This is a genomic window from Erwinia sp. LJJL01, assembly GCF_047300805.2.
GTDB classification, from domain to species: Bacteria; Pseudomonadota; Gammaproteobacteria; order Enterobacterales; family Enterobacteriaceae; genus Erwinia; species Erwinia aphidicola.
Genome location: NZ_CP178574.1, coordinates 35,932 through 57,518, shown reverse-complemented (window position 1 = coordinate 57,518; position 21,587 = coordinate 35,932). Strand labels below are relative to the sequence as shown.

Below are 21,587 nucleotides of genomic sequence, written 5' to 3'. Positions count from 1 at the left end.
CACCGCCTAATATTTCAGGCGAAAAGCGCCGATTACGATAAGCAGAAAAGCCGCGGCAACCACCATAAATGCCACATAAAGATCGGCAAGATGCGCAATCCAGCCGATCAGTGCCGGGCCGCCAAGCACGCCGAAATAGCCCAGCGTCGCCACCATCGCCACCGAGCGGTTGACCGGCATGCTTTTCTCCTGCCCGGCCAGAGTTATCAATACCGGGACAATGTTTGCCGCGCCAACCCCCACGAGTGCAAAGCCTAACAGCGTCATCGGCCAGCCCGGCAGCAGTACGGCGATCAGATACCCTGCAATCCCCAGGCCGCCACCGATAATTAATATTCTCTTGCGCCCCAGCACGCTCACCACGGCGTCACCCAGCATGCGCATCAGGGACATAGCAATGGCAAAGGCGGCGAATCCCCATCCGGCATGCTGCAGTGCCATACCCCGATCCTGAGTAATAAAAATTCCACCCCAGTCAAGAATAGCGCCCTCAGCCATAAAGCAGATCATTGCCATGACGGCCATTAGCATCAAGCGCAGGTTGGGCCGCCCCGCTCCACCTTCCTGCGGCTGCTGTTCATTACCCGATGAGGTCAGCAATCCGCGAAAGGCAAACGTGAAGACCAGTGCGATCAGCATTATCGCGCCCCAGCTACTGAACAGCGGCGACATTCCTGCATCGAGCATCAGCGCACCGCCACCGGCGCCAGCTATCCCTCCGACACTCCATAAACAGTGAAAACCGGACATTAAAGGCTTGCCCGCCGCCTGTTCCACCAACGTCCCCTGAACGTTGACGGCAACGTCAGCCAGTCCGATGCCCATGCCAAAGATAAACAGGCTCAGCGCCAGCAGGCGAATGTCGCCGAGCGTTGCCAGCAGAGGCAGCATCAGGCAATACAATACTACCGATCCACTAATCACCTTACGGCAACCCAGCGCACCAATAACGCGCCCGGAACCCAGCATAGCGATAAGCGACCCGGCCCCAAGGCACAGCAGAAGCAATCCAAGATCGCCGGGGTCCGCGTGCGTGCGCTGCTGGGCGTATGGCACCAGCGCGGCCCATAATCCCATCGCCATACCGGTGACAAAAAATATCGCCCGCGTGCCAAAGCGCCTGGCCGGACTGGCGTCAAAAGTTACGGTATCTTGAAGTGACAAAGGCAGCGCTCCTCATTGAAAGTTACTTATTAAAAGACTTTTAATAAGTAGGCAGTATATTGGCAGAGTCGACGAAGTCAATACGTTCGCCGGATAATAATCAGGTCGTGGGCGAGGTAAACAAACGGTAGTGCAGGAAGTTTTTCAGCGTCAGTTCACTGATACCCTGCAGATAATCTTGGCGAATTTCTTCACGATAAACCAATTTTGGCAGGTGCTGTGCAGGAATATTGGCCAGACAGCGCTCGCGTATTTCAGGCAAATGAGAAGCTTTTAGACGTGTACCGCCGAGTGCCACCTTGACCGGGTTAATCAGCGCGGCCAGCGAAATGACAATTTTCGCCATCTCATCAATAAGCGGTAACCCGGCATCGGTTTGAAACGGCAGTCGGGACACTTCCCCGGCGAAATCATTGGCACCGTGCAACACCTGCCCGTTGATCACCATTCCACAGCCGGTACAGGGAACATCCGGCTTATAGATATAAGCAACCGGGGCACTGACACCCGCACAGTCGCTGCGATAAAAACCCCAGACGGTAAAATTGATATCGTTGCCCGCTTCGACAAAGCGGCCCGTGCGCATCGCCACGTCTTTCACTATCGCCAGACCGCTAAAGAGTGAAATATCACACGAGGTGACCACCCCATCAACAACCACGCCCGGCAAACCGATACCGATAGCCGCGATGTTGGGCCAGCGCCGCAGCAATGTATCAATCAGCTGATGGAAGGTTTCAGGCGTGAGGGGATGAAACGGCATCTCACCGCCTGCGAGCGTGTCGCCTACGGCAGAGCTGAGGGACCAGACCAGCTGCGCATCCTCATCGCTGCCTGCGGCATACAGGCTGAGCAACGAGAAAAATTCAGGATTGCAGGCGTAACGCTGAGCAGGTCGCCCGCCGCGCGAGGCTTCCAGCTCCAGCGCCAGCAGCTCACCCGTCAGACTCAGCTCATTAAGTATTGCACCGCAGGTAGCACTGCTCAGGCCGGTCTGCAGCGCAAGATCGCCCTTGGTCGCAGTACCCAACGCCTTGAGAGTCGTGGTCACCAGCGCAATATTATTCTTCTTCATTTCACGGGTGGTATGGGTTACCGGAATATTCATCTCGCCTCATTGCATGCCGAAAAAGTAGCGTAATTTATCATAAAAATGCCGCTGGCTGCCCAACCCGCTAAGGCGTCGCACCCGTCAGTCTTAGTCGACCAGCATAATTCCCAGGCGTTCCGCCAGAATAGCAAGCTGCGTGCTGTTCAGCTTGACGCCTTCAAGATCCGTTGTACGGATATCCAGCTCGCTAATCACAGATTGGGTTAAATCACAGTGGGTGAAATTCGCCGATCGCCAGTCAAACGAGCTGAATTCGCCGCCGGAGAGGTCGGACCCGCTAAAAGAGGCGCCCAGCACGTTAGTGCCGACCCAGCGGTTTTCCCACAGTTCGCACTTTTCCAACACCACCTTAGAAAAGTTGGCGTAGCTCAGATTGCTTTTGGTGATATAGGCGCTGCAAAACCAGGTTTTTGCCGTGATCATATTCATAAAGCTGGCGCCACGGAAATCCGCACCCTGCACGCGGCATTCGGCGATCTCAATGCCCAGCGCTTCGGCATAGCCGAAATTATTCATGGTTAAGTCGCACAGCTTGAAGCTGGCATCTTTCAGGATTGCCCGGCTGAAGTTACAGCCGATCTCGCTTTCACGATCGTAGAATTGGCAGTGGAGAAAGCGGGTATCAGTCAAGTCTGTCGAGGAAAAGTCGCAATTAATAAACTGGCAGTGCTCAACGATACTGCCCGTGAACTGGGAGCAGCTGAACTTCTCATTGCGGTATTGCCTGGTCGTTGACATGTTGGGGTTCCATAAAAAGCGGCAGCATCCTGCCATCTCGTAATCTCGTAATCTCGTAATCTCGTAATCTCGTAATCTCGTAATCTCAGGATTATGTAATCACAGGATTATAGAATCCTGTCAACTCGGGTTACTAAATTGGGTAAGCCGCAAATACCTTAACCTGACAGCGGAAAGGACTCCAGACTTAACCTGTGTCCCGCTATCGCGGACCAATATGTCTAGTCTGACTGCCATATCTCAATGACATAATTTAATACGGACGAAATCACAGGAGGTATCAATCCCTCTCCGTTTTTCACCTGTACTGAAGAGACTAACAGCATAAAAAGCATAAACAGGCTTATCGTCCACCTGTCGTAACCAGCAGTAAACCGCCGCCGGCTATCATGTTTAAGGTGAGACCTCTTGCAAGTATAAAACCGGCGGTGGAATGATGGCATCCGAAAACGAGACTTGGTTTCACCCTGTATGGATAAATGCGAGACGCCGCCGGGTTGCTACTTAGGATATAAGGGTGCTTCTGCAGGAATGGGGTTAACGCGTCAAAAACATTCAGCTGATAAACATCCCTCTGCCCCTTTGGATGGTTAGCCCCTAAGAATCCTGTGAACCGCATCACCACCTCCAATTTTTCAGGCCGACATTCAGTGATAATAACCGGTGAAACGGGCGGCACTACACCTCAAAAAACGACTGTACAGCAATCAGGCTACGTTTCTCATTGCCATTCTTTAAAGTTTCACTAATCAACGCGACCTGTCTGAGAATAAAAGTTCGAACAGTATCCGCAGGGTTGAATCCATGCAGGTGACAGCGTCACCTGATCCGCTTATCCCTCCAATGCATGGCGTAAGGATTTAAAGGAGTTAGCTTCAAAATGCCTGACTTCACGGGGCTAATCTTAAAATGGCATAGTCATAAAAGAAGTGATTAATATGCTAAGAACTTTTCAGATGGCTCTTTTAACCTTAAAGATTGTTAAGATTTATCCCATAAGTTGTAAATATACCTATGCCCCCCCTTGTTTTCCGCTTAAGAGAAACGGTATCCAGGTAACATTTAAAGAAACATTTTTTTAATTTAATGTTTTTTCGTCCTCGAATTGTCTGTACACTGGTCTCCGTTACAATAGTGAACAAATTTAAACCAACTCACAGGTTATGGATTCCGTTATGAGCGAAACGCTGAAAGTATTAAATAACATTCGCACCCTTCGTGCCCAGGCTCGTGAAGTGTCTTTATCTGAACTGGAAGAGATGCTGGAAAAACTCGAAGCGGTAGTGAACGAACGTCGTGAAGCAGATGCGGCCATCGCTTCTGAGATTAAAGAAAAAGAAGAAAAACTGGCTAAATATCGCCAGATGTTGCTGGAAGATGGTATCGATTTAAGCGAACTGACTGCAGCTGATAATACCGCTGGCAAAACACGTGCCAAGCGTGCTCCACGTCCTGCTAAGTATCAATATACTGATGAGAACGGCGAAGCAAAATCATGGACTGGCCAGGGCCGTACCCCGGCCGTTATTAAGCAGGCACTGGATGCTGGCAAGAAACTTGAAGATTTCCTGATCAAGTAAATGCTGACCGGCCGCATCTCACCGTGCGGCCGGATGCAATTACCCTTCTGCTAATATTTCCCGATAAATTCTTGCCATCAGTACGATAAATTTCTGTACATGGATTTCCTCCGTGCGCCACGAACTCACGCTGACTCTCAGCGCCGCTTTACCCTGCCAGAATGTCCCGGCAAACCACGCCTCACCCGACGTCTGTAATGCTTCGCGTACTCTCAGCGTAAGCGCCTCGCTGGATGCCCGAAACAGAACCTGATTGATGACGACCCGGTTAATGACTTCAAACCCGGCCTCACTTAACCCCTCGCCTATCTGCTGCGCCAGCAAACAATGTCGCTCTATCATCGCCGCGACGCCATCTCGCCCTAATGTGCGCAACGAAGCCCACACAGGAATACCGCGTGGACGGCGGGAAAACTCCAGCGTCAGATTTTTTTGCGCATCCTGGGAGGCGGCAGAATAGCCCGCATCGGCATTCATTGCGCTCGAAAGCGCGGCGGAATGACGGCATATCGCCATAGCGCAGTCATAAGGGGTATTGAGCCACTTATGACCATCCGTGGTCCAGCTATCTGCCTGTTCAATTCCCTGCGTGAAGGCTTTAAATTTTGACGCCCGCGCCCAGAGACCAAATGCGCCATCAATATGTACCCAGGCCCCTGCCGCTCTGGCCAGCGGCATCAGCGCAGCGAAGTCATCAAATTCCCCACTATTCACCTCGCCAGCCTGCAGACAGATAATGGTGCGATCATCCAGCTCCGGCAGGTGTAATAGGTCAATCTGCCCTCGGCCATTCACCGGCGCGACGATCAAATGGCGCAGGCCGAACCCGAGTATGCGCAACGCTTTTTTTACCGTGATATGCGTCAGTTCAGAGATTACGACGCGTATTTCTGGTGCGCCAGCTAATCCATCCCGATCAAAGTCCCAGCCGTGACGCTGTAGCAGTTCGCGCCGCGCTGTCGCCAGGCAGCTGAGCGTGCACGCTGTCGCGCTGGTACCGAATCCCACCGCGCTTTCTCTGGGCAGATCGAGTATCTCCAGCAGCCATTTTCCGGCAAGGAGCTCCAGAGTGGCTGACACCGGCGAATTATCCCAGCTGGATGCACACTGATCCCAGGCAATCATCAGGCGCTCAGCTGCCGTCGCCACTGGCAGAGAAGCTCCGATGACAAAACCAAAGTAATCGGGCCCGTTAGACGCAGTCGTGGCAGGGGAGCCAACATCGTCCAGCAGCGCCAGCGTCTGCTCTGGCGGCAGCCCCTGCGGCGGCAGCGGTTCATCAAAACGCGTCAACCCGGCCAGTGCACCACTGTCGGGGAATACCCGCCGCGTCGGGAGAGAAGCCGTATAATTCATGGCGCGCACATCCGCTGCAGCCAGCAGTTCCAGATCATTCATTGTTGACCCCTTTTCATCACGTAATAGCTCCAGATAACCAGCGCCAGTAGGCTAACCGCCGCGCCACATAGGCACACCGCCGACCACCCACCGAGAACATAGGCTTGAGTGGAAAGCAGCGCACCCAGTCCGCTGCCTACCGAATAAAACAGCATATAACCAGCAATCAGGCGCCCACCGGCATCAGGCTGGCTGGCGAAAATCAGCTGCTGGCTGGTGACGTGCAGCGCCTGTCCGGCGGCATCAAGCAGGAGAATCCCGCTGATTAACCACCATAAAGAACCCGCACCTAACCACAGCGGCAACCAGCTGAGCAGCAGCAGGCTCAGGGCAACACCGCTGGTTCGCTGAGCCAGCCCGCGATCGGCCCAGCGTCCGGCGCGGCTGGCAGTCAGCACACCGATGACGCCAGCCAGTCCTAGCGCTCCTATCTGACCATGACTCAGCTGCCACGGAGGATCGCGTAACAGCAGCACCAGTGCATTCCAGAAAATATTGAAGCTGGCGAACATCAACAGCGCCAGCATGCCGCGCAGCTGCAGTACGGGGTTGCACAACAGCGTTTGCCACAGCGATTGCATCATCTGCCAACCGTTGCCTGAATCACTGCGCGGTAATTGTGGCAGGTTACGCCAGATGAACGCCGCCAGCAGCGTCATCATCAGCGCCGAAACGAGGTATACGCCACGCCAGCTGCTCACATCGGCGACCAGCCCGGCAAATGTGCGGGCCAGCAATAACCCTACCATTACGCCACCAGAAACTATCCCGACGACCCGCCCACGGTTGCTCTCGCTGGCCGCTGAAGCGGCATAAGCAATCATCCCCTGCGTCATTGCGGTACCCAGCAGGCCCGTCAGCATCATCGCCAGAAGCAGCATCAGCGGTGAACTGGCGACTGCCGTTAATAACAGTGCCGCGATCAGCCCCAAAAGCTGCCAGCGCATCAGGTTACGGCGATCGCCTGCATCGCCTAAAGGGACCAGCACCAGCAACGCGGCGATACAGCCCACCTGCGTGGCAAAAATCATGCTGCCAGCACTGGCTGGCGTTATAGCGAACGTTAGCGCCAGCGCATCCAGCAGTGGCTGGGCATAGTAGACGTTGGCCACACTTAAGCCGCTGCTGCAGGCAAACAGAGCCAGTTGCCACGACGACAATTCGGGCAACAAAGGGGGGTTCTCTGGCGTACTGACCATACTGCGCTCCATTTGGTTTCGAATTAAAACCATTTGCAGCCTGACGGAAGTGGTTTTAAAATGCAACCAAATTCAGCGAAGGAAGAAAACATGGCGGACCGTCTCTCTTTAAGCCAGGCCCCGTGCCCGGTTGCGCGCAGCGTCGATCTGATCGGCGATCGCTGGCTGCTGCTGATCCTGCGCGATGCGTTTGACGGCAGCCGTCGTTTTAGCGAGTTTCAGCGCGGACTGGGTATGGCGCGCAATATTTTGTCTGACCGCTTACGCCGCCTGGTTGACGGCGGACTGTTAACGATCCAACCCGCCTCCGACGGATCCGCCTGGCAGGAATATGTGCTGACCGAGCGTGGTTATGCGCTTTTTCCGCTCATTGTCGCCCTGCGTCAATTTGGTGAGAGTGAGTTATTTTCCCCAGGTGAAGCCCATTCGCAGCTGCTGGAAAGTGCCACCGGGCAGCCGCTGGCGGCATTGCGCGTGCTGAATCAGCAGGGAGAAGAGATTTCGGCTGACTCAACGCACGTTAAAAAAATTACTTAATCATTATGCAGCTAGATGAATTTCCTGATTCACCCTACCCCTTGTCAGGCTTCATATTTATCGTCAGCGACGACTCAACTGACAATAAAGGCATTCATCCTGCACGTGACTTGGCGCCTGACGGCGATTGCCGGGGCAATGGCATTAATTAGTGGAATGGCTAACGCTGCCGGGGAACAGCAGATTCAGAGCGGCACGCTGATCTATCTGGAACAGCAGGCGCATACCAACCGTTACCCTCCCGCTGGGGATTCTTATCCCAACGGCGGCACCCTCAATCAGATTACCGACACATTAACGTGGCAGAATCCCGCGACCTTACAGGTGGAGCCATGAATTGCCGAAAGCTGGACGCGCAACGCCGATAACACCGAATACACCTTTAAACTCTGTCCCGGCGTGACGATCTCTGGCGGTACGCCGCTGGATGCTAACGCGTTGGCGAAGAACTTTGATACCTACGGCCTTGGGCATAAAGCACAGCGCCTGCCGGTATCAGAAGTCATTAATAACTATGACCACAGTAAAGTCATCGCTTCGCTAACGGTGACGTCCTTCTATAAAGAACCGTCGCCGTGATTTCTGCAGGATACCGCAACCATCGATTCGGGCTGGTAAGGCGGTAATTCTTACATAAAATTCTTCCACCTGTGAGCCGACTCGCAACCTAATGTGGAAGAATTTTATGCAAACCCGTAACGGATTCAGATGCTGTTGAGACTGCGATAATCGCTATGTAGCAAGCTTGCCATATTTATCCACAGAAACGGGGGATAATCTGGTGTGTAACTCAGGTAAGCCCGTACTAAAAAATGTTAATAAGCGGCTTATCAATATGATTAGTCACCTATTTTTTTGCACGCTCGCTGACTTCCGTCATTACACGCTTATGGCTGCTTTTATCACCGATTGTCTTATACCAGGCTGCCAGTTTTCTGACGTCCGTCAACGGGACTTTCTCGTTCCGATCGTAAGTAGCCAGGCGTTCCCGATACTGCTCCATGATATGTATACAGCGGCGTGCCCACTCTCCTTCCAGGTCTGAACCCACCGTCGCCCGCGGCCTGCGGGGAAATTTAGGGCGCAGCGGCTTACTGGCTTCATGAGAAGATTCGTCCACGTATGAGAACTTAATCGACACTACGGTGCGCCCTTTTTTAATAGGTTCCCAAATAACTGAGATATCCGTATTAGCATTAATGCGCGCCAGCGTAGGCTCCAGCAGTTTCTGGCGGAAGTCACGATAATCTTCATATTTGCCCTGCAGCCCGGCTTTTTCACGCATCCAGTCCAGAGCCAGCGTCACTTCAATCGCCTTACTGCTCTTACGTCCGTAAAGGTTTTTGGCTTTGATTAACCAACCGTAAAGCCGCACAGAGAAAGCCGTATCAAGTTTGGCAATATTGATAAAATTAAGCTTGGTAAACGACTCTTTTAGTTCATAAAGATAGGGGGCAACATCCTGACCAAAGCGCAGTACCACCGCACTCTGCTCATCACTGCTGACGTATTCAAGACGGGAAAACCAGGAAAGCTGGACGGTACGCATTTTGCCGGTTTTGCGATCGGGCTGATAGATGGTAACGGGTTTTTTCATCAAGCTTTCGGCAGCTTCACGCAGCTGCCGATGGCTACTGGTTGGATTTAACCCATAAATACGCTGATAATCATGGGGAAATAAGCGATACAGCGCGTCAGGCTGGGGTTTCCTGCTGTCGATTTGAGCAAGTGCCAGGTTCAGCAACCGCATCTCATCCAGCGTGACACTGTAGGCCCCTTCAAGGAGATCGTTACCTTGTACGACCGTCAGTTTGTTTAGCTCCATTTAGCAGGATCCCTGTGTGGAATGTACAGCAGAGTATTCCACACAAAAAATATTCAGGTAAAGTAAAATAACATCATTATTAGTTATTTAAAATCAATAATTTAAGAAGTAACGCAGTTTGTGTTAGCATGAAATTCCTCCACATTCAGGCAGCACAGGATCCAATTTAGTCGTAGTTCGATCCTGAAAGTGCGAGATGGCAACAGGAAAACACTCCACATATTCATACCAGAACTCAGCGCAACTTAACCGGAAATTCTTCCACATATGCCCGGCAGCCTGAAACAGGCCATCAGAAAATCATTCCACATACCTTCGGACACACTACAGAAAATTACTCCACCTTTGGCCAGGCTTATCTCTGAGGCTCCCTCTGTCCATGGGAAGGGGGCTATATGTAATTTCACAAACACCACTATTTCATTGTTTATCAAAAAGATAAAATAAATTTCCTTAGAAAATCTTTCCACATTTTAGCGAAAAACTATTCAACAGGGGTGCCGCCAGGCGCTTTTGCGCAGGCAAACAGAAAATTTATCCACCTTTGAGTACGACTCGAGAACTGGGCAGCATGCCAAACATAAAATCCATCCACATATGGAACAGAAAAGTGACATGGTCACAATCAAAATTTAGTACAGAAAATTTTTCCACCTTTAGCCTTTCCTGTTACGCGACTCATACATAAAAAAATTCCACGTATGTCTTAGTCAAACAGGTACAACCTAAAATCACTCCACATAAGAAATACAGAAATGTAGTAACTTATTGTTATAACGATTTAATTTTATGATAATGATTAACTCAGACTGACTTATGTGACAATGTAACGTGACTATTTCTTAAGATGTGACAACTTCGATTTTCATCAGGAAAGGCAGGAACGTGCATGAATATCAGGAGGCAACGGTGAGAAGAAGTTATCCACAGAAAATAACTCCACATAAAATATTTCGCCAGATCAGAAAGTTATCAACAGGAAAAAACTCTACGTATAGCAGGAAAAAACTCCACATATAACAGAAAATCACTCCACTTCAGACAGGAAAAACATCCACATAAACATCTGTAATCATATGATTTATCTCAGAAAAACACCCCCTTAAACTATAAAGATCTAAACTATAAAGAAAAGAACAAACGTTATAGGATCTTTTTTTTGAGTAGATCCTCTAAAAACCTATCCTTCAAGCAAGGACATCCCTCAAAAAAAGAGATGCCGCGGGACCAGTCTAAGAGGATCCTTGTTAGCGGGATTCATTCTCTGGAAGCCAGTGCTCAATCAGTTCTGTCAGCACATCCTTCATCTCACGACCCTGCATAAAACAGGCCGTCTTAAACCTGCGGTGCAGATCTTCGTCGATATTAGTCTGCAATTTTTTTACAGTCCCGGCAGGTGGCTTACTCACTGCATCCAGCGCCGGTGCTAACTGCCGATGTTGTCCTAGTTTCATTTTCATGCAAGCAGCTCCAGAATTTCGTTTGTCATCACATCGATCTCCCCTTTTGCACTGCCGTCTGTCGTGTCAAATACGGTTCCACCATCCAGCATTGTGCGTATGTACACCTGTCGCTGAGTCGTCGCGGTTTTAAGCGCCGGAACACCGGTATCCTCGATTGACTCTTTTAGGACCTCAAGCATGCGCGTAGAGGCAACTTTTTTGGTAATCAGGAATCGCGCAATCACCGGCTGCAAGTTTTCGCGCGCTTCGACCACCGCCAGAATCGCGCCACAAGCAGCAAAATCGAGAGGTGAAGGCGTCACCGGAATAAGCACCAAATCGCTGACCATAACGGCTGCTGAAGATATCGCCGTTATGGCCGCAGCGCCATCAATGACCACGTAGTCATAGTCCTTCAGCTGTTTACGCACGGTATAAACTTCTTTTTCGGATGCCGCTTCAGCCAAATCAAATTTGCACTTGGTTTCGTCGTACCAATTGCTGATGCTACCCTGAGGATCCGTATCCACCATCACAACCTTGAAGCCCTTGCGAGCCAGGCATGTTGCGATATTGATGGAGGTCGTCGTTTTCCCTACCCCGCCCTTCCCGTTCAGGAAGGAGATAATTTTGGTTGTCATCAGACGCCCCCTAAAGTTTATCTCTGGTGAATCACAGGATTACGTAATCCCAGGATTATGGGATTTTTAAATCACGGGATTATATGATTACAGGATATAGTAATCCCTCTTCAGGAACAATAAGATACCCTGCAACAATCACAGAATCACAGAATCACAGAATTATTGGTAATCGTAATTTCAAAGGCGACATGCTCAGCCTTTGTACTTCAGGTTTCTTAGCGCTAATTTATATAGTCTGTATCAGATGCGGGGATTTACTGCCTATGTTAGCGGTAACGTTGGCGGGCTATAACGGATTTGTGGCCTGATGAAACCCGATTAAATGCGAGTCATTTTGAGAAGAGGTGTCCAATGGTCTGGTTGATTGTGAAGTATATGGTAACTGCCGGAGTTGTTGTGCTTGTTTCAGAGGTGGCAAAGCGAAGCGATCGATTTGGCGCGCTGCTGGCTGCCCTACCGCTGGTGACCGTTCTGGTGCTTGTATGGATGAAGCTGGAGGGGCAAACACAGGAAAAAATTGCCAGTCATGCGTGGTACACATTTTGGTATGTGGTCCCTACCCTCCCAATGTTTCTCTGCTTTCCGCTTATGTTTCAACGATGGGGTTTCTGGATTGCGCTACTGGCTTCATGCGTGATGACCGTGGTGATATTTTGGGGATATGCGCTTTTACTTCGTCGTTCAGGAATTGATCTGATTTGACACCGTAATTATGAGTTGGAAACCGTAGCAGGGATCTGAGAAAATAATCCCATAATCCCATAATCCCATAATCCCATAATCCCATAATCGTCGGTATGAAAATCCTTTCAAATGTTGCAACGACCAGGAGAGTCTAGCATCTTGAAATGCTTAGAGGGTTGCAGTCACAACAACATTAAGCAAAAATAATCCTGCAATCCTGCAATCCTGCAATCCTGCAATCCTGCAATCCTGCAATCCTGCAATCCTGTAATCCTGCCTGAGTATTAGCCGTCCTGCCAAATGACTAGACCTGATGACTGGCCGCAAGTCTTTCAACCATAGCCAGACCGATTTCGCCTGTACCGCCAATGACAACAGCTATCGGTCGGGAAATAGATATAGGAGTCATGATTATCTGCGGTTGCTGGGATAACCAACGGTATCATTGCTCCAGTCGGCCGTTTAACGATGATATTATGTTTTCCATTCTCGCAGACTGGGAATCGGCTTTATAAAGGAGTGGTAGTAAACGCCGCTTTGAGCGCATCGATAGCACAACGTATCCGCCGAGGCATGACAGACGTTCTCAGCCACACGGCATAAATGGGCAAACTGCTGCAGCGTGTCCCCGGTAAAACTTCAACCAGCCTTCCACGTTCAATGTCCTGGTTCACCAGCCAGCGTGGCAGTTGCGCAATACCATAACCCTCCAGCGTTGACGCGTAGACGGCACTCATCGTGCTAAAGCGCAGTCGTCCATTCGGCTGCCAGTAAATCATTTCTTCCTGCGCATTTTTAATCAACCAAGGTTGAGAGCGGCCCTGCTCCAGCAGCGTGAGGTGAGGAAAGTCGGTGAGATCATCAGGACGATGAAGAACATCGCCTTCAGATAGCAAAGCAGGGGAGGCACAAAGCAGTAGCGCCTGATGCCCTAGCAGATGAGCGGTGAGATCGACATGGTGCCCCGGAGCGCCGATACGGATGGCCAGATCGATACCATCGGCGGCCAGGTCTACTCGCTGTGTGGACAGCCTCAGGTCCAGACCAAGCCCCTGCCAGCGTCGCGTCAACGGCAGTATAACCGGCAATACCCATTTTTCACCCAGCAGGGGAGGGGCTGCAATTCGTAGCTGACCTGAGGGGGCGCTGACATGTGCCATCAGACGGTTTTCTGCGGCATCGAGGCTGGCGAGTATCTGCAGACAGTCCTGATAAAACACTTCACCTTCACGGGTGAGCGAAAGAGAGCGGGTGGTGCGCTGAAACAATTTTACCTGCAGACGAGCTTCCAGACGGGCAACGGCTTTCCCAACCGTCGAACGGGATAGACCCAGTTGGTAAGCTGCCTGGCTGAACCCTCCCGCCTGAGCGGCCTGTACAAAAGCGCGGATGCTGTTAAGCCGGTCAGCATTAATCATGAAAAACAACTCTTAGATTGGCGATTTGGATTCTTCAGTATGGTGAAAAATGAGCGTAACTGAAGAATAAATATCGTGGCAGGCTAATGTTTTCCCTTCAGGAATGCTGCATGACAACTTCTTTCACTCTTTCCCGCACTCAGTTAATCAGGCTGCAAAGCGGGATATGCCTGGCCAGCTTCCTTGGCTGCCTGGATTTCACCATCGTGAATACCGCGTTGCCAGCGCTGCAGCGCTACTTCAGTCGCGACGTGGTTGCCATGCAGTGGTCGATGACGCTATTTGTGATGGCGCTGTGCTGCTGCATGGTAATGTCAGCCCGTCTGGCTGAGCGCTTTGGCGCTAAGCATGTACTGTTCGGCGGTATGTTGCTGTTTGGCGTCGCCTCGTTGGGAGCGGGGCTGGCGGTCAATCTGACAGTGATGAACTTCTGCCGTTTGTTACAGGGAACAGGGTGTGCAGTGCTGTATACCGTCAGCGCGAGCATACTGGTCAGTGTTATGCCGTCTGCAGGGCGGGGCAGGGCGCTGGGCATGCTGTTTGCTGCTAATGGTTTAGGATTGGCTCTGGGGCCGATAGCCGGAGGTATTCTGGTCAGCTGGTTAGGCTGGCGATCGGTTTTTTTGATCAATGTGCCGCTAATGCTGGTCAGTTTTATATACTGCATGGGCGCCATCCCGACGTCCTCAAGGAATGTGCAGGTTCGACTCGATATTTCAGGCTGGTTAATGATGAATGCCGGGCTGATACCGCTGCTGTTTCTGCGGGTTTTCCTCACCTTAGAAAAGCGCACGATCCAGCCGCTAATTGATTTGCGTATGCTGCGCAATAAGGACTTTGCGGCTGCCTGCATGTTATCGGTGCTGCTGGCGATATTTTATTGCAGCGCATTCATGCTGATCCCACTCAAGCTGGTTGCAGTCTTTCAACCCAGTGATGCCCGGATCGGCCTGATGCTGCTGCCGGTGACGCTGGTGATGGCGGTGGTTTCACCGATTGCAGGCCACGCTGCCGACCGCTTCACTCCCTGGCCTGTGATGGCGGCAGGATTCATCGCGCTGTCACTGTCAGCGATGCTACAGAGCTTTGGCAATATTCCTATAACTACTGTTTTCGCTGCATTTATACTGATGGGGGCCGGATGGGGTGCGATCCTCGGGCCTTCGGTTAATGCGGCGCTTGGCGCTTTGCCTGCGTCAATGCATGCGCAGGGGATTGGGATTTCCTGGACGCTGCATAATCTCGGCGGCGCACTTGGGTTGGCCATTGCTGCACAAATCTATCAGGCAGGCGGTGCCGAAGGCGGTTTTCAGCGGGTTATGATAGGACTGGCCGCGGGATCGTTGCTTGCCGTAGTGGTGGCACTTAGGGCGGCAAAGCGCGCCAGCACACATCGGCTGGCGCAGAGCGATGATTAGCCGCTGATGGTTTTCGCCGCAAACTTTTTGCGTAGCTTCTGCAGCTTCGGTGGGATCACTGCCAGGCAGTAACGGTTTTCCTGACCTTCACCCGCCCAGTAATCCTGGTGGTAATCTTCTGCCGGCCACCATTTCGCATCGGTTTCGATGGTGGTCACAACCGGATCGGCGTGTTCAGTCTGCGCGCGCGCAATCGCCGCTTTCGCTTCAGCAAGCTGTGCAGCATCTGCCGGGAACAGCGCTGAGCGGTACTGCGTCCCGATATCATTACCCTGGCGGTTCAGCTGGGTGGGATCGTGAGTGGCAAAGCTGATATCCAGCAGGTCGCCATAGCTGACTTTGTCAGGGTTGAAGCCAATACGGATAGCTTCAGCGTGGCCGGTGTCCCCATTGCAAACCTGCTTGTAGGTTGGGTTTTCGGTGTGGCCGCCGATGTAGCCGCTCTCGACCGATTCCACGCCGTCAATCTGTTTGAAGACTGCTTCAGTGCACCAGAAGCAGCCTCCGCCAATAGTTGCGTATTCTGTCGCCATGTTTAACTCCTTCAGGGGTTTTCCTGCATATTGGCTATTGATATGGGATTAACCTTAGCTTTTTGCAACGGCAGGTCAATGCGTTTTTAGCCTTTACCCGCCAGCCGCTGATATTTTGCCAGCGCTTCGTGCGTGCCGCGCTGGATAACTTCCCCAACCTGACGATCAAACTCTGGCGGGGTTAGAGTCAGTGCGTTGGTCAGGCTTTGCGGCGGCAGGCTGGCGGACAGGGCCTGTCCTCGAGGCGACTGGAGCCAGCGGGGATCGTACTGGAACGACAGCCTGCCATTGTTTCGCGTCAGTTCGCCAAGCGGAAGATCGTTCATAAAGCAGTAAAGCCGCTGATCGGTCATTACCAGGTTCCCTCATCCTGCTTGCGAGTGTTTTCCAGCGGGCTGATATCCAACTTTAGCTCCAGCGCAGCGCAGGCGCGCAGCAGCGTCTCAATGTGGCAGATACCGTTTTCCTGAGAAAAGATAGTGCGAATTATCATTCTGCTTAGTTTATTTCGGAATGGCCTATAACCGTTGGATATTGGCCCCTCAACTGCGAACAAAAGAAAATAACCGTAATTTATAACGTATTGATTTATGTCAATACCTTATCAAAAAAGGTGTCTTTTGAACATTTCGCTCACTGCACGGCTGGCAGAAACGCTATCCAGCATCAATCCTGGCGCGACTGAGCGGCATAATGCCCGTGCTGGCGTCATGGATTACTTCGCCTGTCTGTTTCCTGTACTGCACGGAAGCGTACTGGAAAGCGGCCTGGACGCAATATTTCGCGTATTCCCGGCTGAACATTCGCTGGAAAACCTGGCGCTGCAGCTCGGCTATCTCAGTCATTCTCTGGATTTCGATGATTATCACGCTAATTTCCGCGGCCACCCCACTACTGTGGTGCTCTCCTCACTGCTGGCGCTGAGTACTACGCGTAAAGCGCAAAGCGTGGAGGATTTCCTCGATGCTTATGTTGTCGGGGTAGAACTGGCAGGCCGGTTAGGGAAAGCCATCGGCACGCGCCACTATTCGGCCGGATTCCACAGCACTGCCACGCTTGGAACCCTTGCTGCCACTGGCGCAGCCTGCCGGTTATTGCAGCTCAGTAACGCCGAAACGCAGGTGGCCATCGGGCTGGCGGCGACTCAGGCCTCCGGTTTACGCAGCCAGTTTGGTTCAGCGGCTAAACCTCTGCATGCCGGGCTGGCCGCCCGCAGCGCGGTCAACAGCGTACAGCTGGCTCAGGCGGGTTTCGCCGGGCAGAGCAGCGGTGTTTTGGAGAGCTTCCTGCAGGCGCTGGGCTTTGGTGCCGGACAGCCGGCTGACTTGCTACATGAGTGGGGATCCCCGTGGCGCATTGTTTCACCGGGCCTGGAGTTTAAACGCTACCCGACCTGTGGTGGCACCCACAGCGCGGCCGAAGCCGCATTCATCCTGCGTGAGCAGTTGCTGACGAACGCGAAATTGTCTGACGTTGAACGGATTGAAGTCAGCTTTCCACCAGGCGCCGATACCGCACCGAATATCACCGCGCCGCGTAACGGCGTTGAAGCGCGTTTCAGCCTCGAATACGTGATTGCCGATGCGCTGCTGAACGGCAGCGTTGCGCTGGAAAATTACAGTGAAGCGCCGGTTGACGACGTGATTGCTGAACTCGCCGCGCGCGTCAGCCGCCATCCCGACCCGAGTGCGCCTGCGGATGAGCTCGATCCCGATCGTCGTTTCCATCGCGTCACGCTTTATCTGCGCAACGGCAGCTCGCTCAGCCACTGTGTTACGCGCCGTGAAACCGCCGCAGCGCTCACTGACGTCGAGGCCAAGCTGCGCAACAGTCTGGCAGCTCTGCCTGCCGCTCAGGCACAAACCATTTTCAACGATGCATGCCTGGCGGATAGCGCCGCGCTGCAGCGTCTTATTTTCCTGATTAGCCAATAACGAAAGGATCTCCCATGTCTGTGCAGAAAACCTCACCGCGCCAGCTGCGTCTCGGCCTGTTTGTTCAGGCGCTGGGCCACCACGTGGGCGGCTGGCGTGCTGAGGGGGCGAAAGGCTCTCCGACCGATGTCGAATGGTTTACCTGGATCGCCAAAAAAGGCGAAGAAGGCCTGTTTGATATGTTCTTCGTTGGCGATGCGCTGGCAACGAGCGTTCACCGCCTCCCTTCCACTATGTCACGCCTGGAGCCTCTGACGCTGCTTTCCGCGTTGGCGGTGCAGACTAAATATATTGGTCTGGCGGCGACGGCCTCTACCACTTTCGATCAGCCGTTCCACCTGGCGCGCGCGCTGTCATCGGTCGACCATATCAGCCGTGGCCGCGGTGCGTGGAACGTGGTGACCTCATTCTCTGCTGATGCCGCGCGCAATTTCAGCCGTGAAGATCTGCCTTCCCACGCCGAACGCTACGATGTGGCGCGCGAGTTCCTCGATGTGACCTTTAAACTGTGGAACGGTTGGGAAGAGGGCGCAATCGTGCGCGAAAAAGAGAGCGGTCGTTACTCTGACGAAGGGAAGATTCACGCTGCCAACCACAAAGGTAAATATTTCCAGGTGCAGGGACCGCTGAACATCGCCCGTTCCCCGCAGGGGCGTCCGGTGATTATTGAAGCCGGATCTTCCCCGGCCGGTCAGAAACTGGCGGCGGAAACTGCTGAAGTGGTGTTTACCGCAGCGGCCTCACTGGAAGAGGGGCAGGCGTTCTACCGCAGCCAGAAACAGTTTGTGCGCGATGCTGGTCGCCAGCCGGATCATTTGCTGATCCTGCCGGGCGTGATGCCGATTGTCGGGCGCACGCGTGCGGAGGCGCAGGAAACCTGGAACCAGCTGAATGAACTGGTGGATATCGATAACGGTATTGAACAGCTGTCCGCGCGCTTTGGCGTGGATATGACCGCTTATCCGCTGGATGGGCCGGTGCCGGAGATTGGCGGTACGGAAGGCGGGCAGAGCCGCGTCAAGCTGCTGACCGACCTCGCCGCGCGTGAAAACCTCACCCTGCGCCAGCTGGCAGCCGTGGCGGCCGGTTCCCGCGGTCACCGGGTGATTGTGGGCACCGCCGAAGATATCGCCGATGACTTCCAGCAGTGGCTGGAACAGGACGGGGCGGACGGTTTCAACATCATGCCAGCGGTGCTGCCAAATCAGCTGGAGCTGTTTGTCGAACTGGTGGTGCCTGAGCTGCAGCGCCGTGGCCTGTTCCGCAGCGAATATCATTACAGCACTCTGCGTGAAAACCTGGGGCTGCCGTCCATCGATGAAAATTTTGCTGCCGTGCCTGCACTGGCAACTGAGGGGTAACTGATGAAACACATTGCACTGACTGCCGCCGTAATGGCGCTGACTCCAATCACCGCCGTCCTGGCCGCCGATCAGGATGTTGCCTTTGCCAGCAGCGTGAAGCCGAAGGCCGATGCGGCGCTGCACGCTACGCTGCCGGAAGATATTCTGAAGAGGGGCTATATTGTGGCGGGAACCAACCCCAACACGCCGCCTACTACTTTTTACCAGGCGGATAATAAAACCCTGGCCGGGCGCGAGATTGATATTGTCAGCGCGGTTGCTGACCGCCTCGGTGTGGCCGTGCACTGGCGTGATACCGGGGGCTTTGACAACATTATCCCTGGTCTGAAATCTGGTCGTTACGATCTGGCCGCGTCTAATATCGATGCCAATAAGAAGCGTCTGCAGCAGGTTGATTTTGTTGGCTACTACAACGCATCTAAACTGGCGCTGGTCGCCCGTAAAGATGCGGAGCTGGGGCCAGTCAACACCTTCGCCGAGCTGTGTGGCAAGACCGTGGGCGCGGGAGCAGGTACGTCGCAGATCACCCGCCTGCAAACCGCCAGCGAAGCCTGTATTGCCGATAAAAAACCAGCGATAACTATCCCGGTATTCCCGGATCGTCCGGCGGGCGTGCAGGCAGTAATCAGCGGTCGCGTGCCGATGTTTTTTGGTCCGTATGAAGGCCTGCGCTACCAGGCCAGCCACGTTAAGCCGCTGGCATTAGCGGGTGAAATCACCATTGAGGACACCATCGTCTCTATCGCTCTGCCAAAACAGTCGCCGCTGGAGAAGCCGATTCAGGCCGCATTGAACTCACTTATCAAAGATGGTACCTATCAGCAGATCCTCGATAAATGGGAAATTGGCTTCGGCGCGGTGAAAACAGCGGGCCTGAATGAAGAGATTGCCAAATGAGTGTGCGGCCTGACGACTCAGGCGCCGGGCTGCGCATTGTCGGTCACCGCCATTACGGGCGCTGGTTTAGCGCGCTGATCGTGCTGCTGTTGGTGGTGCTGATGGGGTCATCGGTGGTCAGCAATCCGCGCTTCGAGTGGGACGTGGTGGCGCAGAATCTGACGGAAGCCTCGATCCTCAACGGCGTGATAATGACCATCAAGCTGACGGCGATCTCCGTGCTGTTCGGCTTTGCCGGGGGAACGCTGCTGGCGCTGATGCGCCTGTCGGCCAATCCAGTGCTGGTCGGGGTGAGCTGGGCCTATACCTGGTTCTTCCGTGCGGTGCCGATGCTGGTCCAGCTGTTCCTCTGGTACAACATCGCTGCGCTCTATCCGAAGTTAACCCTGTCGCTGCCGTTTATCGGCGAGGTCTGGCATGCCACCACCAACGAGATTATCAGCCCGTTCAGCGCGGCGGTGATTGCGCTGGTGATGCACCAGTCGGCCTATGCGGCGGAGATTATCCGTGCCGGGATACAGAGCGTTAATCCGGGCCAGCTGGAGGCGGCGAAAGCGTTAGGCTATCGTCCCGGCCAGATTTTCCGCCAGACCGTGCTGCCGCAGGCGATGCGCACCATTCTGCCCCCGGCAGGTAATGAAGTGATCGGTCAGCTGAAAACCACCGCTGTGGTTTCGGTGATTGCGCTGCAGGACGTGCTCTATTCGGCACAGATTATCTATCAGCGTACCTACGAGGTGATCCCGCTGCTGCTGGTTGCCACCGCCTGGTATTTGCTGATGACCTCAGTACTGTCCATTGGCCAGCATTATGTTGAAGCGTGGTTCAGCCGCGGTAACAGCCCGGCGAAACGCAGCTGGTTTCGCCGCCTGCCGCAGCAACAGGAGCAGGAATCATGAGTGAATCGATCAGCCTGCGCGGCATTCATAAACAATTTTCCGGCAAAACGGTACTGCGCGATATCAGTATGGATATTGCCGCCGGTTCGGTGACGGTAATCCTCGGGCCTTCCGGCTCCGGGAAATCAACGCTGCTGCGCTGTATTAACCACCTGGAAAAACTTGATGCCGGCACCATCCTCGTGGGGCAATCGATGATTGGCTACCGCCGCAAGGGGCAGCATTTAGTGGAGCTGCCGGAGAAACGCGTTGCCGCGCAGCGTCAGCGCATCGGCATGGTGTTCCAGCAGTTCAATCTGTTTCCGCACCGTACCGTGCTGCAGAATATCAGCGATGCGCCGCTGCGCATTCGTGGTGAGAAGCGTGCCGTGGTGGAAGCCCGCGCGCTGAAATTACTGGAGCAGGTCGGGCTGGCGCACCGGGCGCAGGCGTGGCCGCGCGAACTGTCCGGCGGCCAGCAGCAACGCGTGGCGATTGCCCGGGCGCTGGCAATGGAGCCGGAAGTGATGCTGTTCGATGAGCCGACCTCGGCGCTGGACCCTGAACTGGTGGGTGAAGTACTGCAGGTGATGAAGCAGCTGGCACATTCCGGTATCACCATGGTGGTGGTCACCCACGAAATTGGGTTCGCCCGCGAAGTGGCGGATAACATCGTGTTTATGGATAACGGAACAGTAGTGGAAAGCGGCGATGCGCGCACATTACTGGACAATCCGCAACATCCGCGCCTGCGCGAATTTCTCGCCAGCGTGTTGTAACTTGTTAAAGTCTGCCTCCCCGTTGAGGCAGATGATTTTATTAC

The 21,587-nt window shown here is 53.4% G+C and carries 21 protein-coding genes and 1 pseudogene; 10 read left to right on the top strand and 12 right to left on the bottom strand.

Features of this window, described 5'->3' with window-relative positions; translation table 11 throughout:
* Positions 1-6: 6 nt before the first annotated feature.
* The 3 genes from ACLI4M_RS00285 to ACLI4M_RS00275 form a co-directional block, all read right to left on the bottom strand.
* On the bottom strand, positions 7-1,077 hold the full coding sequence (locus tag ACLI4M_RS00285) for an MFS transporter (RefSeq protein WP_253539778.1): 1,071 nt from the start codon (positions 1,075-1,077) through the stop codon (positions 7-9).
* 187 nt (positions 1,078-1,264) lie between these two features.
* Complete coding sequence (locus tag ACLI4M_RS00280) at positions 1,265-2,272, bottom strand: ROK family protein (RefSeq protein WP_133625291.1); 1,008 nt, start codon at positions 2,270-2,272, stop codon at positions 1,265-1,267.
* A 90-nt stretch (positions 2,273-2,362) separates the two neighbouring features.
* Complete coding sequence (locus ACLI4M_RS00275; RefSeq protein WP_133625292.1) at positions 2,363-3,013, bottom strand: Qnr family pentapeptide repeat protein; 651 nt, start codon at positions 3,011-3,013, stop codon at positions 2,363-2,365.
* Between the two features lie 1,175 nt (positions 3,014-4,188).
* On the opposite strand from ACLI4M_RS00275, the gene ACLI4M_RS00270 reads away from it, so the two are divergent.
* Complete coding sequence (locus ACLI4M_RS00270) at positions 4,189-4,593, top strand: H-NS family histone-like protein (RefSeq protein WP_048914839.1); 405 nt, start codon at positions 4,189-4,191, stop codon at positions 4,591-4,593.
* 39 nt (positions 4,594-4,632) lie between these two features.
* Here the strand turns inward: ACLI4M_RS00270 and ACLI4M_RS00265 are convergent, their stop codons facing one another.
* The gene (locus tag ACLI4M_RS00265; RefSeq protein WP_133625293.1) at positions 4,633-5,991 is read right to left on the bottom strand and encodes a pyridoxal phosphate-dependent decarboxylase family protein; all 1,359 of its coding nucleotides are present in this window, start codon (positions 5,989-5,991) and stop codon (positions 4,633-4,635) included.
* Complete coding sequence (locus ACLI4M_RS00260) at positions 5,988-7,202, bottom strand: MFS transporter (RefSeq protein WP_133625306.1); 1,215 nt, start codon at positions 7,200-7,202, stop codon at positions 5,988-5,990. The genes ACLI4M_RS00265 and ACLI4M_RS00260 overlap by 4 nt, the downstream gene beginning before the upstream one ends.
* 78 nt (positions 7,203-7,280) lie before the next feature.
* On the opposite strand from ACLI4M_RS00260, the gene ACLI4M_RS00255 reads away from it, so the two are divergent.
* Complete coding sequence (locus tag ACLI4M_RS00255; protein WP_133625294.1) at positions 7,281-7,727, top strand: winged helix-turn-helix transcriptional regulator; 447 nt, start codon at positions 7,281-7,283, stop codon at positions 7,725-7,727.
* A 99-nt stretch (positions 7,728-7,826) separates the two neighbouring features.
* Positions 7,827-8,303: pseudogene (locus ACLI4M_RS00250) on the top strand (ABC transporter substrate-binding protein); the annotation flags it as partial.
* Positions 8,304-8,574: 271 nt separating this feature from the next.
* Here the strand turns inward: ACLI4M_RS00250 and ACLI4M_RS00245 are convergent.
* From ACLI4M_RS00245 to parA, 3 genes are all read right to left on the bottom strand, one after another.
* The gene (locus ACLI4M_RS00245; protein ID WP_048914834.1) at positions 8,575-9,552 is read right to left on the bottom strand and encodes a replication initiation protein; all 978 of its coding nucleotides are present in this window, start codon (positions 9,550-9,552) and stop codon (positions 8,575-8,577) included.
* Between the two features lie 1,247 nt (positions 9,553-10,799).
* Positions 10,800-11,012: a plasmid partition protein ParG gene (locus ACLI4M_RS00240; protein ID WP_048918722.1), complete on the bottom strand. Its 213-nt coding sequence runs from the start codon at positions 11,010-11,012 to the stop codon at positions 10,800-10,802.
* The gene (parA, locus tag ACLI4M_RS00235) at positions 11,009-11,635 is read right to left on the bottom strand and encodes a ParA family partition ATPase (protein ID WP_048918721.1); all 627 of its coding nucleotides are present in this window, start codon (positions 11,633-11,635) and stop codon (positions 11,009-11,011) included. The genes ACLI4M_RS00240 and parA overlap by 4 nt, the downstream gene beginning before the upstream one ends.
* A 354-nt stretch (positions 11,636-11,989) precedes the next feature.
* On the opposite strand from parA, the gene ACLI4M_RS00230 reads away from it, so the two are divergent.
* A complete protein-coding gene (locus ACLI4M_RS00230) occupies positions 11,990-12,340 on the top strand; it encodes a DUF3147 family protein (RefSeq protein ID WP_133625295.1) in 351 nt (116 codons plus the stop codon).
* A gap of 491 nt (positions 12,341-12,831) precedes the next feature.
* On the opposite strand, the gene ACLI4M_RS00225 is transcribed toward ACLI4M_RS00230, so the two are convergent.
* Complete coding sequence (locus ACLI4M_RS00225) at positions 12,832-13,740, bottom strand: LysR family transcriptional regulator (RefSeq protein ID WP_133625296.1); 909 nt, start codon at positions 13,738-13,740, stop codon at positions 12,832-12,834.
* A gap of 110 nt (positions 13,741-13,850) precedes the next feature.
* Here ACLI4M_RS00225 and ACLI4M_RS00220 point away from each other — a divergent pair, with 110 nt between their 5' ends.
* Positions 13,851-15,158, top strand: coding sequence for an MFS transporter (locus tag ACLI4M_RS00220; protein WP_133625297.1), 1,308 nt, complete (start codon positions 13,851-13,853; stop codon positions 15,156-15,158).
* Here the strand turns inward: ACLI4M_RS00220 and msrA are convergent.
* From msrA to ACLI4M_RS00205, 3 genes are all read right to left on the bottom strand, one after another.
* A complete protein-coding gene (msrA, locus tag ACLI4M_RS00215) occupies positions 15,155-15,691 on the bottom strand; it encodes a peptide-methionine (S)-S-oxide reductase MsrA (RefSeq protein WP_048914869.1) in 537 nt (178 codons plus the stop codon). The two genes, ACLI4M_RS00220 and msrA, sit on opposite strands and share 4 nt — an antisense overlap.
* Before the next feature lie 86 nt (positions 15,692-15,777).
* Positions 15,778-16,044: a HipA N-terminal domain-containing protein gene (locus tag ACLI4M_RS00210; RefSeq protein ID WP_133625298.1), complete on the bottom strand. Its 267-nt coding sequence runs from the start codon at positions 16,042-16,044 to the stop codon at positions 15,778-15,780.
* Positions 16,044-16,184 carry a hypothetical protein gene (locus tag ACLI4M_RS00205; RefSeq protein ID WP_166643232.1) on the bottom strand — a complete coding sequence of 47 codons (141 nt, stop codon included), beginning with the start codon at positions 16,182-16,184 and terminating at the stop codon, positions 16,044-16,046. Before ACLI4M_RS00205 ends, ACLI4M_RS00210 begins: the two co-directional genes overlap by 1 nt.
* 97 nt (positions 16,185-16,281) lie before the next feature.
* Here ACLI4M_RS00205 and ACLI4M_RS00200 point away from each other — a divergent pair, with 97 nt between their 5' ends.
* Genes ACLI4M_RS00200 through ACLI4M_RS00180 form a run of 5 tightly spaced genes read left to right on the top strand, consistent with a single transcriptional unit; the run spans position 16,282 to position 21,543 of the window.
* On the top strand, positions 16,282-17,625 hold the full coding sequence (locus tag ACLI4M_RS00200; protein WP_432759784.1) for an MmgE/PrpD family protein: 1,344 nt from the start codon (positions 16,282-16,284) through the stop codon (positions 17,623-17,625).
* Between the two features lie 14 nt (positions 17,626-17,639).
* Positions 17,640-18,986 carry an LLM class flavin-dependent oxidoreductase gene (locus ACLI4M_RS00195; RefSeq protein WP_133625233.1) on the top strand — a complete coding sequence of 449 codons (1,347 nt, stop codon included), beginning with the start codon at positions 17,640-17,642 and terminating at the stop codon, positions 18,984-18,986.
* A gap of 3 nt (positions 18,987-18,989) precedes the next feature.
* On the top strand, positions 18,990-19,886 hold the full coding sequence (locus ACLI4M_RS00190; protein ID WP_133625234.1) for an ABC transporter substrate-binding protein: 897 nt from the start codon (positions 18,990-18,992) through the stop codon (positions 19,884-19,886).
* Complete coding sequence (locus ACLI4M_RS00185; protein ID WP_048914864.1) at positions 19,883-20,785, top strand: amino acid ABC transporter permease; 903 nt, start codon at positions 19,883-19,885, stop codon at positions 20,783-20,785. The genes ACLI4M_RS00190 and ACLI4M_RS00185 overlap by 4 nt, the downstream gene beginning before the upstream one ends.
* On the top strand, positions 20,782-21,543 hold the full coding sequence (locus tag ACLI4M_RS00180) for an amino acid ABC transporter ATP-binding protein (protein WP_133625235.1): 762 nt from the start codon (positions 20,782-20,784) through the stop codon (positions 21,541-21,543). Before ACLI4M_RS00185 ends, ACLI4M_RS00180 begins: the two co-directional genes overlap by 4 nt.
* Positions 21,544-21,587: the final 44 nt, after the last annotated feature.